General features: G+C 43.8%; 14 protein-coding genes. 6 read left to right on the top strand and 8 right to left on the bottom strand.

What is annotated here, in order from left to right:
* The first annotated feature begins 142 nt into the window (after positions 1-142).
* The gene (locus R7Q11_RS08200; RefSeq protein WP_149191906.1) at positions 143-391 is read left to right on the top strand and encodes a DUF1289 domain-containing protein; all 249 of its coding nucleotides are present in this window, start codon (positions 143-145) and stop codon (positions 389-391) included.
* A 139-nt stretch (positions 392-530) separates the two neighbouring features.
* Here R7Q11_RS08200 and R7Q11_RS08205 read toward each other — a convergent pair whose 3' ends face one another.
* Positions 531-752, bottom strand: coding sequence for a hypothetical protein (locus R7Q11_RS08205; protein ID WP_005386686.1), 222 nt, complete (start codon positions 750-752; stop codon positions 531-533).
* Between the two features lie 415 nt (positions 753-1167).
* Positions 1168-2856: a bifunctional UDP-sugar hydrolase/5'-nucleotidase UshA gene (gene ushA, locus R7Q11_RS08210; RefSeq protein ID WP_149191904.1), complete on the bottom strand. Its 1689-nt coding sequence runs from the start codon at positions 2854-2856 to the stop codon at positions 1168-1170.
* A gap of 751 nt (positions 2857-3607) precedes the next feature.
* Between ushA and R7Q11_RS08215 the strand changes: the two genes are divergently transcribed.
* Entirely contained in the window at positions 3608-4123 is a 516-nt protein-coding gene (locus R7Q11_RS08215) for a GNAT family N-acetyltransferase (protein WP_017634886.1), read from the top strand.
* A gap of 147 nt (positions 4124-4270) precedes the next feature.
* Here R7Q11_RS08215 and rplY read toward each other — a convergent pair whose 3' ends face one another.
* The 5 genes from rplY to R7Q11_RS08240 all read right to left on the bottom strand — a co-directional run bounded on the left by rplY (position 4271) and on the right by R7Q11_RS08240 (position 9181).
* Positions 4271-4549: a 50S ribosomal protein L25 gene (rplY, locus tag R7Q11_RS08220; RefSeq protein WP_005378066.1), complete on the bottom strand. Its 279-nt coding sequence runs from the start codon at positions 4547-4549 to the stop codon at positions 4271-4273.
* A gap of 284 nt (positions 4550-4833) precedes the next feature.
* Positions 4834-6183: an ATP-binding protein gene (locus R7Q11_RS08225; protein ID WP_005378071.1), complete on the bottom strand. Its 1350-nt coding sequence runs from the start codon at positions 6181-6183 to the stop codon at positions 4834-4836.
* Positions 6173-6832: a response regulator transcription factor gene (locus R7Q11_RS08230; protein WP_005378073.1), complete on the bottom strand. Its 660-nt coding sequence runs from the start codon at positions 6830-6832 to the stop codon at positions 6173-6175. The genes R7Q11_RS08225 and R7Q11_RS08230 overlap by 11 nt, the downstream gene beginning before the upstream one ends.
* A 76-nt stretch (positions 6833-6908) precedes the next feature.
* Positions 6909-7274, bottom strand: coding sequence for a PepSY domain-containing protein (locus tag R7Q11_RS08235; protein ID WP_372008595.1), 366 nt, complete (start codon positions 7272-7274; stop codon positions 6909-6911).
* A 155-nt stretch (positions 7275-7429) separates the two neighbouring features.
* Positions 7430-9181, bottom strand: a complete 1752-nt coding sequence (locus tag R7Q11_RS08240) for a DEAD/DEAH box helicase (protein WP_225466349.1) — start codon at positions 9179-9181, stop codon at positions 7430-7432.
* 121 nt (positions 9182-9302) lie between these two features.
* On the opposite strand from R7Q11_RS08240, the gene rsuA reads away from it, so the two are divergent.
* From rsuA to R7Q11_RS08255, 3 genes are all read left to right on the top strand, one after another.
* Positions 9303-10004 carry a 16S rRNA pseudouridine(516) synthase RsuA gene (rsuA, locus tag R7Q11_RS08245; protein ID WP_005378059.1) on the top strand — a complete coding sequence of 234 codons (702 nt, stop codon included), beginning with the start codon at positions 9303-9305 and terminating at the stop codon, positions 10002-10004.
* 436 nt (positions 10005-10440) lie between these two features.
* Positions 10441-11643, top strand: coding sequence for a Bcr/CflA family multidrug efflux MFS transporter (locus R7Q11_RS08250; protein WP_017820848.1), 1203 nt, complete (start codon positions 10441-10443; stop codon positions 11641-11643).
* Positions 11643-12290, top strand: coding sequence for a DUF2913 family protein (locus R7Q11_RS08255; protein WP_225466350.1), 648 nt, complete (start codon positions 11643-11645; stop codon positions 12288-12290). Before R7Q11_RS08250 ends, R7Q11_RS08255 begins: the two co-directional genes overlap by 1 nt.
* Before the next feature lie 45 nt (positions 12291-12335).
* Here R7Q11_RS08255 and R7Q11_RS08260 read toward each other — a convergent pair whose 3' ends face one another.
* Positions 12336-13787, bottom strand: a complete 1452-nt coding sequence (locus R7Q11_RS08260; protein ID WP_065274393.1) for a DUF2867 domain-containing protein — start codon at positions 13785-13787, stop codon at positions 12336-12338.
* Positions 13788-13881: 94 nt separating this feature from the next.
* Between R7Q11_RS08260 and R7Q11_RS08265 the strand changes: the two genes are divergently transcribed.
* Positions 13882-15258 (top strand): MATE family efflux transporter, encoded by a 1377-nt coding sequence (locus R7Q11_RS08265; RefSeq protein ID WP_213870495.1) that lies wholly within the window; start codon positions 13882-13884, stop codon positions 15256-15258.
* The last annotated feature ends 81 nt before the right edge of the window (positions 15259-15339 follow it).

Consider the following 15339-nt stretch of genomic DNA (forward strand, 5'->3'; position numbering starts at 1 on the left):
AAAACACTGTTTTTGTCAGCATAAGGTTATGGTTTCGTATGTTTTTGACATAGCGAAGTATATAGCAAGTTTTGTTGCTGACTAATCTTCTCATTATTTAAACTAGGCCAATACGCCCTAATATGGAAAGAGCGGTTTTAGTATGGAGCAACTGGAGTTTTTTACTGTCCCAAGCCCTTGTGTTGGAGTATGTACCTCCGATGAAAAAGGGTATTGCAAGGGGTGTATGAGAAAGAGAGAGGAAAGGTTTAATTGGCTTAACTTAACCCCCGCTCAGCAGTTGCACGTTATTAAGTTGTGTCGTCAAAGGTACAGAAGAAAGATGTTGCCAGGGAAGACGAAGCCAGAACAGCTTCAAGATGAGTCATCGCCTCAACAAGACTTATTCTAGAGTTCTTGTTCAGTCTGTGGGGTTACTTACGCCTTCGCTTTCGGTTCTGATTAGGCTTTTACATATTCCCGGTCCGGCAAGGTGTCCTTTAAGAACCGGGAATCTCCTATCCATTTTCCCTATAAAGCGGTAATTGGCGTTATTTCATCGACCAACGGTCGCTAACCCAGCCTCCCGCTTGTTCGTCGAAGTGATTTCCTGAAAATCGATGATTGAATTCAACATCTAATTTACTTGTTGGGCGTTCATCCATGAGTTGATGAATGTATCTCGCCATAGGATCCGTACAAGCTTCACGCTCTCTACGGGTAACTACTTCTTTGATCATTTGGAGTCTGTAGCTATTGCTGGCTCGTTTCATTTTTGACCTCCAGAACTCGATGGCAGCAGTTTGAACACATTGACGTCCAGATCGCTGCTCATTAGTGTGCGCGTGGAGGCACATCACCATCGTTTGAAGTCCAAAGACAAATTGTTTGAGAGCAGTGTTTGTAACGCCATTCACATCTTTCTCAGAATCATTGACTATGCGATTAAAAATGTTTCGCGAAATTTAGCCGATGAACCTGCATATTTAAAAGACCTTATCAAACATAGAAGCCCAACACAGGGGCGTCAATAACACAAATGAACAATTTTTGAACATATTGTGAAGGTGGAGAGTTTTCAGTAATTTATCGAAAATAAAAAACCGAAGCACAAAGCTTCGGTTTTAAGGAAAGCCCTGACGAAATTGCTTGTAAAAGCTCTTAGCGCCAGGGGTAAGGTGTTGAGTATTAGCTACCAGTTGCAGGACAACCTTTTACTGGTTGGCCATTACTGAAGTACTTGATGTTCTCTAAGTTCTTGTTGTAGTTATCCGCAGAGATTTGTGGGTTGTTTACGAAGAACTCGCGCAAAACGTATGCATCGGTTAGCTGTGTAGATTGAACATCGATGATTGGATAGTTATCGCCACCAGCAGCACTGAAGCTGATTACAGAGAATGTGTACGTTGCGTCTAGATCGAAGCCTTTATTGTTAATATCGGTAATGGTTACTGAGCCAGCATCACAATTTACATCTAAAGTGATGTTATCTAGTTGAGCGTAAGCACCAGAACCTGCAGATTTCGTCGCAACCACGTCTAGGTATTCTTTAACTTCTTTACCTGTCATAGTTGCTTTAGTCACGAAGTTACCAAATGGCTGAACCGTTAGTACGTCACGGTAAGTGATATCACCATCTTGGATTGAATCACGCACGCCGCCAGAGTTCATCACACCAAAGTCAGCATTTACCGTTTTGTAAGTACGGTATGCCTCGCCGAGTAGGTGACCTAGGTTAGTTTGTTGAGAGCGAACTACGTTACGATCACCTTCTAACTTACCCGTCGTATTAGAAATCTTCTCATCTAATAACTCTTGACCTTGTTGTTGGTATGGCAGTAGTAACGCTTTTACTGTTGCATCTTGTTGAATTCGTTCACCGATAACTTCATCGTTTTCGTCTAGAAGGTTTACAGGAATTAGTGCGTAGTTCGCTAAGTGAAGCTTGCCGTCGTAGTATTCGAAGTCAGCACGACCCACATATTTACCCCACTCATGCGCTTGCATAATCCAAGTGCCTTTTTGTTGGTCTGGGGCACAATCATCCCCAGGTTTGAAATCAGCATACTCATTGGTACCTGGTTCCATACATACAGGGTTTTGCGAGTGACCACCGATGATCGCGTTTAGCTGTCCTTCTTCAAGAGAGCGAGCGAGTTTCACGTCACCTGGTGCTTCACTACCGTTTTTACCATCTTCGTAGTGACCCATGTGCGTCGTTGCAAATACTAGGTCTACCTTTTCGTTCTCTTCGATTTCCTTCAGTACCTTTTTGATTTCTACTTGAGGGTCTTCGAAGTGGATGTTTGATACGTTGTCTGGATTGACTAGCTTCGCAGTGTCTTGCGTTGTTAGACCAATAACAGCGATCTTAAGGCCGTTGATAGTAAATACTTTGTAAGGGGCGAAGTAACGCTCGTTTGTATCTTTTTTATAGATATTCGCAGCCAGCATAGGGAAGTCAGCTAGCTCGGCTTGCATATCGAGAATATCTAGTGAGTTATCAAATTCGTGGTTACCGACAGCCATTGCATCGTAACCAAGTAGGTTCATCCCTACGAAGTCTGGAACCGCATCTTGCATGTCTGATTCTGGTACACCGGTATTAATATCACCGCCAGATAGCAGAATGGTTTCACCGCCTTTTGCTTCGACTTCTGCGCGGATAGATTCGATTAAAGTGTGACGCGCAGCCATGCCGTATTCGCCGTCGCTGTTATGCCAAAAGCGACCATGGTTATCGTTAGTGTGGAGAACGGTGAACTTAGTACAAGAATCTGCAGTCTCGCAGGTTACTGGAGAATTGTCGCTGTCTGAGCCGCATCCTGCTAGCGCAGCGCCCACTGCCACTACCAAAAGAGATTTGGAAAACTTCATAAGGGATCCTTTCTTTGTGATTTTGTTATTGTTACGGCGTGAAATATACGGAATTAATGTGAAACTTTAGTGATCTATCTCTTATTTATACTTCTATCGGAGAAATGAATTAATAAGCCTGCAAACTACGTCTATAAATAAACAGAATTGGTATTTAGTATTTATTTTATATCGCTAGCTCTATTTTTTGTGAGGTAGTTAATTGAATGTGTGTTGTTTGTGTGAATCAATGCGCATTTTTACGAAGTATTACGCTGATTTTGGTGATTATTTTGCCAAGTTTATGTTTTTCCTAATAGGTATGACACAAATCGTTATAAATTTTCGCTCTAATGATGAGGGGCTCGGTTTGTATGCATAATGAACAGTACAGAGCTTAAACTCATTTGATCATGGCTTTATTCTGCCAAACTCTATCAAAAATTGTATTTATCTCTTTACTATAATTGCGATCGTTTAGAAACCTTATGCTTTAGGCATCGTTTATTTATCCTCATCCGATACCTTATCGTGCTTATTCCGAATTTGACACTCGAGTGTTTAAACAAATAGATTCAACCTAATGAGTCAAAATGAAAAGTAAATAATGGATCGTTCTTCTTCGAATATTATGATGTGAACTATCATTTAATTAATGAAAATAAAATAGATTAATGTAAAGCGTTGCGACTGTAGCCGTTATCTTTGAGCTTTGGTTTAAAGGGTAGGGTTAAAAGAATTTGTAAGTGGTGAACGCTAATAAAGGATGCTTATGAGATACACAGTAAGGGACGCACTCAAAAAGGAAGCAGCCCAAATCGCCAAGATACACGTTGATTCTTGGCAGGTGGCGTATAAAGGATTAATGCCAAAGAGCTACATAGAGCAGTTTACGATTGAGCGTCGAGAAAGGATGTGGGCACGAGTGATGACGGAGCAACTGGCCCAATTGATCGTAGTTGAGAGGCAAGGAGAAATTGTTGGCTTTTTAAGTTACGAGTTACCTAACCACACCAGCGAAGATAAAACGGCATTAGTGACATGTTGCTACGTTACGCCGCTACATTATGGGCAAGGAGCAGGAAGTGCACTGTTAGATGAGTTAGAGACACGTTTGCTCTCTACGTCAGTTATGCAGATCAGTTTGAAAGCACTGGATACTAATCAACAGGGGCTTAACTTTTACAAGAAGTGTGGTTTTGTGCGTACTGGAGAGGAAGAGTCGGAAGTGATTGAGAGTATGACGCTGACCGATCTCACTTTAGTGAAGTATATTGCCCGCTCATAAATCAAATGCTATATGCCAAATATAGTAAAACCCCGGAGGTGGTAAGACTCCGGGGTTTTGAAATTTTTTAGATGTCTCGGTTGGTAAGTCCGATTATCTTTTATGCAAAAGGTTTGGATTTAATCCGATTAATTCCTTGGTAGGGAATTAGATACGGATGAAGTCCATGTGTTCAACTTTTGGCTTGAACGCGTGACGTTGAACGTCTTGTGGCTTAACTTTAACTTCTTTGCCATCGATAACTAGAACGATGCCTTCGTAGAATTCAGGCTTGTCCATTTGGTTTACGATGTCGTCGTGGTTAAGAACGATAGCTACTGCTGCTTCTTCACCGCCGTATACAACTGCAGGGAATTTGCCAGCGTGACGTAGGCGGCGGCTCGCACCTTTACCTAGTTCAGTACGTACTACTGCTTCGAATTTCATAGTATTTACTCTCAAATTAGTAAAAATCAAATGTTCACAATCAACAATGCGACCTTGTTGTTCGTGGTAAAGCTTGAAACAGGAACTGTTCAAGCGAGCGCGGATACTATCATTCCACTTATAAATGGGCAACCCAAATCGTATCCAAATCAACAAAAAGGTATGATTTAGCGGGGTGGAAGGCTATCCCTTTTAACGCTTTGCTTGGATTTTGTTCACATCGACTTCATTTTCATCGGTTTACTGATCATGGTCCGAAAAACAAAGTTTATGTGTTATATGCTTTATGTTCGGCTGAGATGTAAGACTAAAGATGCTTTTAATCCACCTAAAGCGCTTGTATCCAATGTTAATTGACCTCGGTAACTGTGTGCCATTTCACTGACTATGTTTAGACCAAGACCTGAGCCAGGGGTTGTTTCATCCAATCTAACTCCTCTCTTGATTACTTGACTCAGTTTCTCTTTAGGGATGCCTGGCCCATCATCTTCAATAATGATGTGTATATTTTCCTTATCCTGAGAGGAGTGCACACGAATCATGCTGTTGGCCCACTTATAGCCATTTTCTAGCAAGTTACCTAGCATTTCATCGAGATCGGTCTGCTCTACTGCTACATTCAGCTCTGAATCAAGTTCATTAATTAAGGTAATGCTTCGGCTCGCATACACTTTATCAAACGCCATTGAGATAGCATCCACACGATCTGCTGGGTTCGACTTCACTGATAATATGTTCATCGATCCGGCCATACGGGCACGACCCAAATGGTAATCGATATGGTCTTGTATTTGATTGATTGGAGCCCGGAGACGGGATTGTGCCTCAGGTTCTAACGTCTGAACTTCATTTTTTAGAACAGAAAGTGGCGTTTTAAGTGCATGAGATAGGTTACCTGCATGATTGCGAGCTCTCTCTAGTAATTCTTGGTAATGGAACAGCAGAGCGTTGAGGTCGAAGATTAGAGGAGAAATCTCTTTTGGGTAGGTTTCTTCTAGACTCTTTTTATTACCAGACTTCAGCTCGGCTAATTCTTTTTGTAGCTTTGTAAGCGGACTCAATGACCAAGCAATTTGCAGTAAAATGACGGTAAGTACGCCCGCGAATAATAAACCCAAAATAAGCCAAAGTTGGCCGATTAACGTCTGAAGGGTATTTTTAATGGGCTCTTCGTCAATACCAATAATAATGTGAATAGGACCATCGTAATCAGGAAGATACAGTGCTTTTTCTAGCGTAATTAGTTTTTCGCCTCTTGCTCCATACGCATCTTTATCCAAACCTTTGTATTCGATTTTTTTGTCCCACAACGAACGAGAACGTTCGAGGCTTGCCTCTGTAGAGGCACTCCAATACAAACCACTGTAAGGTCGGTTAAATCGAGGGTCTGATAGCTGAGCTGCGAGTGAAAGATGCCCGGTGTTATCGACTTCTAACTGTGCTGCGACTTCATCCATAAAAATGCTGAGCTGTGAGCGAGTGTCATCAACCATATAGTTGTAGACCTGCGTCGGTATCGTCACACCAGCGGCGAGGATCATTGCCGTTAACCAAACGATCGCCGCTAAAACGAGGCGACTTTTGATACTCAGTCGTTTTATTGCGTTCAACGGTAGCCTGTTTCTATTCGGCATTTAATTGGTATCCCAACCCTCGGACAGTTTTGATGATCTTTGGTGCGATTTTTTTGCGAATTCGGCCGATAAAAACTTCGATTGTGTTGGAGTCACGATCAAAGTCTTGTTTGTAAATGTGCTCGACGAGTTCGGTTCGAGAAATCACTTTTTCCGGGTTATGCATAAAGTAAGCGACCACTTTATACTCTAGCGCCGTCAAGCTTACCGCTTGCCCTTGCCACATGACTTTAGAAGTGCGTGTATCCAAGCTCAAGTCGCCAATTTGCATCACAGGAGAGGCATTACCAGAGGCTCTTCGCAGCTGTGCACGAATACGAGCGATAAGCTCAACCATTTCAAATGGTTTAGTTAGGTAATCGTCTGCACCTGCGTTTAAGCCTTCAACTCGCTGCGTTAGGGTGTCGCGAGCGCTTAAAATCACGACAGGAGTATTAATGTTTTCATCTCTGATGCCTTTTAGGACGGTAAGACCATCCAGTTTTGGCAAGCCGAGGTCGAGAACAATGGCGTCCCATTCTTCCGAAGTCGCGCGATACAGAGCGTCTATGCCATCTTGGGACAATTCTGGTACCCAGCCGGTACTTTCTAATGTTTCGATGATTTGCTCGCCTAAACGAGGATCATCTTCAACAACAAGTATTTTCATATTGATGATTCTTATTATGTTTGGATTTTTATCGAAGTAAGCTACGCATCGTGTCTGGATGACGCATTAGACAAGTTTAGTTGTTTTGCGGCTTTAACGCTTTGTTAAAGCTGCGACCTTTGATCTCAAGCATTTCTAGCGTGGCGGCGTCGTACTCAACTTTCAGGACGCTGTTGTTGTACAGAATTTTCAATTCATACACCCAAGCATCATCATCTTCTTCAAGCTCGACCTTGATGATGCGGCCGTATAGGTCGTTTTCTACTGCGGCGTAAAGTTCCGAAAATGGTCGTATATATCCTTGTTGAACCGCGCGATAGACCTCATCTTGATCTTCATCGAATTCGATGCGTGTTCCTGGCTTTTCGACATCTTGCACGATGGCGTGGCCATTTTGTGATGTGTACTCGTTGCCATGCTTGGCAAAACTTGGTGCACACATGAATGTCGTGATAAGGCCGAAAAGTAACGCAGAATGTAGAGAAGTCGTTGCTTTATACATAGTCAAACCTTTTCTGGAGCGTTAGCCGCAGTATATCGGAGATAGATGAACAGAGAGTGAATCAGCTAATTAAGTTTTGCCATGTGTTGTCGATGTTATTTCAACTCATCTTCAAAAATTTTATCTCGCAGCTTCCAAAAGCGACCAGATTTTCTAGCAATAACAAACTGAGGCAAACGGAAACGATGTTGATTAGCGACAACGCGTGTCGGTGAAGCCTCTTCAAAAGGGCGATGCTTGTCTGCTAAGTGGGGGCGTACGAACTGATCTTTAAACGTTTGTTTTTGTTTTTTGGTACTCAATGTCCAAAACTCATGAACTAACGCATTGCCTTCGCCTTGGTATGGTTCACCAGAATACGTCACCTTTAGCTGAGATTTACCATCACTGGACTTAAATACAGATAGGTCCATTTCTGTGCATTCAAAGATTAATGCATCTTTGAGATTAAGGGCTTCTTTTAGCTTTTTATCTGGGTCTACGAGCGTCGCATCACACTCATGACAAATTCGTGCAGCGATATCGTTGTCCGCACCACATTCACCGCAGTATTTGGCACGAAAACGGTAGCCACAGTGTTCACGTTCGCCTGTGTCTTCATCTTCAAAGTAACCTTGGCAACGTCTGCCAAAATGTTCAACCAAGAAACCGTTACTATCCAACTTACCCCAGAAGTTGTTATTGAATCCGCAAGCCGGGCAAGGAATCGTGATAATTTCACTGTCAGAGTCTGGTTTGGGATCACCGACTTCAGGTTGGTATAAATCGTAGCTGTTGCCTGCGTAATCAAGCACTAAACATTCTGATTTTCCGTCTGATAAGCGTAATCCTCGTCCTACTATCTGTTGGTACAGACTGACTGACTCTGTTGGTCGCAAAATCGCGATTAAATCGACATGCGGCGCATCAAACCCGGTTGTCAGTACCGAAACATTGACTAAGTATTTTATTTGACGATTCTTGAACGCTTGGATGATCGCATCGCGCTCCGGCGTAGGTGTATCACCAATGACGATTTCAGTTTCGCCTTCTGGCAATAAACTGTGTATCTCCTGTGCGTGTCGAACAGTTGCAGCGAAGATCATGACCCCTTGACGCTCTTTCGCATATTGCATGATTTGCTCAACAATTTGTGGAGTCGCACGTTTGGCTTTATCGATCACCATGTCCATTTCTGTTTCTTTGTAGCGTCCGGTGTTAGCGGGCTTCAGCTGAGAGAAGTCGTAAGACAAAACGGGGGCATCCATCATGCGGGCTGGAGTGAGGAAGTTTTCGTCGAGCAAGTAACGGATCGGCAGTTCGAAAATACAATCGCGGAAGAATCGAGGCTCTTCGGTTCGCACTTGACCTCGGGTGTGATACTGATAAATCCAGCCCATTCCTAAACGATAGGGCGTTGCAGTTAGTCCCAGCACCTTAATGCCAGGGTTCAGTTCTCGTAAGTGAGTAATAACTTTTTGGTAGCTGCTGTTTTTGTCATCTGGCACACGATGGCACTCATCAATAACGAGCAGAGAAAACTGGTTTTTGAACGAATCTAAGTTACGTACGACCGATTGAACCGAAGCAAACACGACTTGCTGGTCAGTTTCTTTTCGTCCCAATCCTGCTGAGAAGATAGAACCTTTTAAACCATAACCTTCATACTTCGCGTGGTTTTGCTCGACCAGTTCTTTTACGTGGGCGAGGACTAACACTCGTCCTTTCGCAAGGCGAGCAAGTTCTGCGATCACCAAGCTTTTTCCTGCACCGGTTGGCAGCACGATCACTGCTGGTGTCGAGTGTTTACGAAAGTAATGAATAACGGCTTTAACCGAGTCGGCTTGATAAGGACGAAGTGCGTACATGAAAATATGTGAAATTGCTCAACTATTCGAACGAGGAACGCTATAATACCTGACTTTTATACCCAAGTGACCTTTAAACCAAGATTTAGAGATCACTTGGGTATAATTCAATGAGGTATTCATGCGTTTAGATAAATATTTGTGTGACGCTCTGGGTGCAACACGCAAACAGGCAACAAAGATCATCAAAAGTGGAGACATCACCGTTGACGGTGAGGTTCAAAAAAGTGGTGCATTTAAAGTACCTAAAGGTGCGGAAGTGATGTGGGAAGACCGTGTTATTGGTGCTCCTGGTCCTCGTTACATTATGTTGTATAAGCCTGCTGACTTTGTTTGTTCACATGAAGATGGCTACAACCAAACTGCATTCGCATTGCTTGATGAGCCTAAAATTGAAAACCTTCACTTTGCGGGCCGATTAGATGTCGACACAACTGGTTTAGTATTGATTACGGATGATGGTAAGTGGTCTCATCGTATTACCTCACCTAAGCATAAGTGTGAGAAAACGTACCGTGTTTGGCTCGTCGATGCTATTCAGCCAGATTACGCGGAAAAGCTCGAACAAGGCATCATTTTGCGCAATGAATCAGAAGCAACATTGCCTGCTCGTTTGGAAATCGTGAACGAGGCTGAGAATGAAGTATTGTTAACTATCGTGGAAGGTAAGTATCACCAAGTGAAACGTATGTTCGCGGCGTTAGGAAATAAAGTTGAGTACTTACATCGTGAGCGTATTGGTTCTATCGAACTTGATGAGGCACTAGAACCAGGTGATTATCGCCACCTCACGCAAGAAGAAATTGATTCTATTTGGAATTAATTGTCGGCATGGGAAATTCTTTAGTTCCTAATAGGAACTAGTCTTTTGGTAGGAATTGGCTCAAAATAAATTTTCCTACCAAAATTAGTGCCTAGACAATTCCGGTGTGCTTACTCATCTCAGTGATATGCCTTTGCATTTAGCTGATGCATGCATACTCTTATTGCAAAGCCTTCGGCTACGGTGAATGGAATGATGGTGTCAACGCCATCATTTTTACTGCATTGTGTTTGTTTCCCATAAACACATTTCGCTTTCACATGCTTTTCTATGTCGAGTTCGTCAAGGTCACACCTTGGTACATATTTGCCCTTATGATTCTCGAACGTTGGATAGAACAGGTTTTTGGCTTCTACATTCAGCGATATGAGAACTTCCGTTATTTTCACTTTGTTCTGCAAGTATTGACGGTAGGGCTCCAACAAGAGGTAAAAGAATGACAGAAAAAGCTCAAAGTGCTCCGCAATCCCAAATCAGTTTTCTATTGTTTCTGGTACTAGGAGCGATTGGTGCTTTGACGCCTTTGGCGATCGATATGTATTTGCCTGCGATGCCAACAATTGCGAAAGATTTGGGGGTCGCGCCTGGCGCGGTTCAGATTACGTTGACGGCTTATACCGCGGGTTTTGCGATCGGCCAGTTAATTCACGGGCCGCTTGCCGATAGCTTTGGTCGCAGACCTGTGTTGATTTTAGGCGTACTTTTCTTCGGCTTGGCTGCTGTTGTGAGTGCGACAACAAATGGCATTGATGCGCTGACCTATGTACGTACGGCACAAGGTTTTGCTGGCGCGGCAGCGGCGGTCATTATCCAAGCTGTCGTGCGTGACATGTTTGACCGTGAAGACTTTGCACGCGCAATGTCCTTCGTTACTCTGGTCATTACTATTGCGCCGTTGGTGGCACCGATGATCGGTGGCCATCTCGCGATTTGGTTTGGTTGGCGTTCCATTTTTTGGGTACTAGCTATTTTCGCTGTAGTTGTGATTTTTCTCGTACTTTGGAAAATCCCTGAAACGTTACAGCCTGAAAATCGTCAGCCTCTTCGTTTCCGCACGACGCTGAGAAACTACGCCAGATTATGCTCCAATCCTGAAGCGATCGGTTTGATGCTCTCAGGTGCGTTTTCATTTTCCGGAATGTTTGCATTTTTGACGGCGGGTTCTTTTGTTTATATTGATTTATATGGTGTTCGACCAGACCACTTTGGTTACCTATTTGGTTTGAACATTGTGGCGATGATCATCATGACCAGTATTAATGGTCGCTTGGTGAAGAAAGTTGGTTCCCATGCCATGCTTCGTTTTGGGTTGTTCGTGCAACTTTTGGCGGGGATTGGTTTATTCGTAAGTTGGTTAATGGACTTCGGATTATGGGGCATTGTACCTTTTGTTGTGCTGTTTATCGGTACATTGTCGACGATAGGTAGTAACGCGATGGCGCTGCTTTTAAGTGGTTACCCATCAATGGCGGGTACGGCGTCGTCTCTAGCGGGGACATTAAGATTCGGTATCGGTTCATTGGTTGGTGCGCTGGTGGCATCACTGCCCGGGAATGTTGCTTGGCCGATGATCATCGTAATGTTTGCTTGTTCTGTGCTTTCAGCACTGTTTTATTGGACTTTAGGAAGAAAGGCGTAATGTCGAATTACACCAAAGAAATTCAAAACTTGGTTAACTCAGCACTTGAAGAGTTAGATCAAGAGCATCGCTCAGGTAAGTTAGCCAATGCCCCTGTTGCGAATAACCATTATTTAGTGCGTTGGGTAACAAAGGCGCTAAAATCACAACGTTTCGGACGTACGGTAGGCGATGACTTAACGCGTTGGCAAAAAGCAGGTCGCTCAAAGGGGAACGATGCTGGTTTGTTGTTTATCTTTAAACGTATTTCTTCTTTTTATGCGCAATTCTTCCCTGAAGGTGAAGACTCCAAAGTGTTCAAAGATTCAGATATTGAGTCTTTTCTTGATTTGATGGAGCAAGCAGGCTGGGAAGTCTCAACATCTGAGCAACTGATTGGGTGCGGCAAAGTACAAATCTTCACTGAAGGTCAAAACTCTTTAGCGTTATGTGCAGACCAATGCGAAAGCTGTTTTGATGGCGAGTTGCTCGTAAAGCCAATGAGTTGGTTTGTGCGTGGCAATCATGCTGAGTTTGTTGAGAAAGCAGCGCAAGCGGGCTTTATGGTTCATAAGGTAACAGACTACAAATCGATGGTGAAATACCATGGCGAGTACCTTATTTTTCCAGCAAACGAAGGCAACCAGTTAGCCGAAATTCCACTCTAGTTCAAAGCTGACTAAAGTGACATTTTGAGTGTTTAGAAGCCCCTGTTATTGGGGCTTTTTGTTTTCTAAACGGTTTGCTTCTTTCGCGATGGCTTTGACCATGCCTTTAAATATGAAAAGATGGGCTGGCATCATTGCAAACCAATAAAGCAGCCCAAGAAACCCTTGCGGGTGCCACCAGGCGGTAATATCCAGCTCTCGTTCGTCACCGAGATCTTTGATGGTAATTTCTAAACGCCCAAGGCCTGGGCCTTTCATACCAAAAAACAGTGAAAGAAACTGATTATTATCGCAGCGAATCACTTTCCAAGAGTCAATAAAATCACCGACTTTAAGCTCTGGTCCAGGAGGAGAAACGCGAATCGGTTTTCCGCCACCAAAAAAGATATCGAGCCATTCACGTGTACGCCACAAGATGTTGGCAAAGTAATAGCCTTTTTCGCGACTCCCGATCTTTTGCGCCACTTTCCATAATGCCGCAGCGGAGGCATGAGTTTTAATGCTCGCTCCAGCTTGTTTTGGGTAATAGCCATATCCTGGTTGCCATCGACGAAGCGCTGCGGGTTCAAACCCCCAGACATTACTGCGTACAAATGTGCCTTCATCTTGAATGGTATCAGTTACCGCTTGCTCGTAGCTGATCAGCGTTTGAGGAAATCGTTCTTCAATCGCTTTGGAGTTTGCAATGTAGTCGTGCTCTAAGCCCGCAAGTAATGCTTTACCGATACTAGTTGGCACTGAGGTAACTAAACCTAGCCAGTACGATGCCATTTTCGGAGTAAGTAGCGGGGTCGACCACAGTCGATACGGCTTGTTCGTGATTCGGCAAATGACTTTGAACTGTTCGCGGTAGCTAAGTGTATCTGGCCCACCAACTTCATAAATTTGACTTTCTTCTGGAGAGGGGGCTTCTGCTAACTTCAACAAATAGTGGTTGAGATTGGGCAAGGCAATAGGGTTCGCTTTTGAGTCGACCCATTTAGGCGCGATCAAAATAGGTAAGTTGTAGACAAAGTCACGCATGATTTCGAAAGCAGCAGAGCCGGGGCCGATGATAACGCCTGCACGCAATTCAGTTACTGGAATACCAGACTGTCGAATTATTTTTCCCGTGGCTTTACGAGCGGCTAAATGGCGAGAGTTTCCGGTTTGAGGTTGAATAGCGCTCAAATAGATAACATGCTCGACGGAGCTTTGTTCCAACGCATATTTGAAGTTCAAAGCAAGGTTTAGTTCGTACTCAACAAAGTCATCACCTTGAGCCATCCCGTGCACGAGAAAAAAGACTAAATCAAAATCGTTCACTACAGCCTTCGTGGTCTCTGCGTCAGCCAAGTCGAGATACCTTAACGTTAAATTAGGGTGAGGCTGAGTTCTTGACTCTAAATAATCAATATGTCGCGCCGCTGCTGTGACGGCGTAACCTTTATCTAAAAGTAACGGAAGAAGTTGAGAGCCAATGTAACCCGAGGCGCCTAGCACCAACACCTTTTTCATTATCTGTCCTTTTATCGTTGGTGGAATAAACACCACAGAGTATAATCATGAGACACTTTCCCCATTCTATCAATAAGTTGTCGTTGGAGCGCTTGTGACTTTTCTTTCTCAACTCTCAATACACGCAGATAAAGCATTCTTACGTCGTTTATTTGCAATCGCGTTACCAATTACACTGCAAAGCATGATGTTTTCTAGCAGAAGCCTCGTCGATGTTCTTATGCTTGGTCAACTTGGTGAAGCTGAAATTGCCGCTGTTGGAGTTGCTGCGCGCGCGACTTTCGTCACCACCATCATGTTAGTTGGGGTGACAACGGGCGGTGCGTTGTTAACCGCTCAATATTGGGGGGCTGGCGATAAAGTTGGGGTGCGTCGCAGTACCGCTTTAACATGGATGATCGCAATGATGTTTGCTGCGATTGCTGTTGCTTTGTTTGTTGTTTTTCCACAACTCATCATGAGCTTGACTACCGATTCACAAGAAGTGATTGAATTAGGGGCCAGCTATCTCATTATTTCGTCGGTTAGCATGTTTGCTGTTGCATGTGTGGCCAGTATGTCGGTGGGCCTAAGGGCGATGCACCAACCAGGCCTAAGCACTTTTTTTAGTGGTATAGGCATTTTATCTAATGTTTTTCTTAACTGGGTTTTAATTTTTGGTCAATTAGGCTTTCCTGCTCTGGGTATTACGGGAGCAGCGATCGCAACGGTAATCAGTGGCGCGATCGAAGTAGGTTGCTTGTTTGGTTATCTATGGTTGAAAAAACACATAATCGCATTTGGTTGGGATGATATACGCGCAGGATTGGTCTTAGATAAAATTACGCGTTTCTTGAGCCTCTCTTTGCCAACCACATTTAACTTCTTGGCGTGGGCTGGTGGGCTGTTTGCTTATCACGCCATCATGGGGCAAGCAGGCGTACAAGGTTTGGCGGCACTTTCCGTAATGACACCTGTTGAGTCGATCGCATTGGCGATGATGATTGGCTTATCGAATGCGGCTGCAGTTCTAGTCGGGAACCAGCTCGGCGCTCGTAATTTTGAACCCGTTTATTATCAAGCATGGGCTACGGTCATTTTGAATGTGCTTATCGCATTTGTGGTCGCCATCTTGTTGATAGTGTCAAATCAATGGATCCTTAATGCGTTTAGTGCACTGACAACAGACACTCGCGAGCTAGCTGAACAGTTTATGGTGATTCTAGCGTTGGGTGTCGTGTTACGCTCGGTGCCGATGATGGCGATTGTTGGTGTATTACGCGCGGGCGGTGATGTTAAGTTTTGTTTGTATCAAGACATCTTGGCGCAGTGGGTGATCGGGATTCCACTCGCAGCATTTGCAGCGATTTATCTCAATTGGGACCCACAATGGGTTTACTTACTCTTTTTGACGGAAGAAGTTGTGAAGTGGGCGATTTGCTTGCCAAGAATGGTTAGCCGAAAATGGATGAAAAACCTGATTGGCCAGTAAGGAGGAACAGAGTTTATTTTGGCTGCAAAAATCTGCTCAAAACGTCAACAAAATTAGCAACAGAAAGTGAATCGAGTTGCA

The sequence above is a fragment of the Vibrio sp. 970 genome (assembly GCF_033339075.1).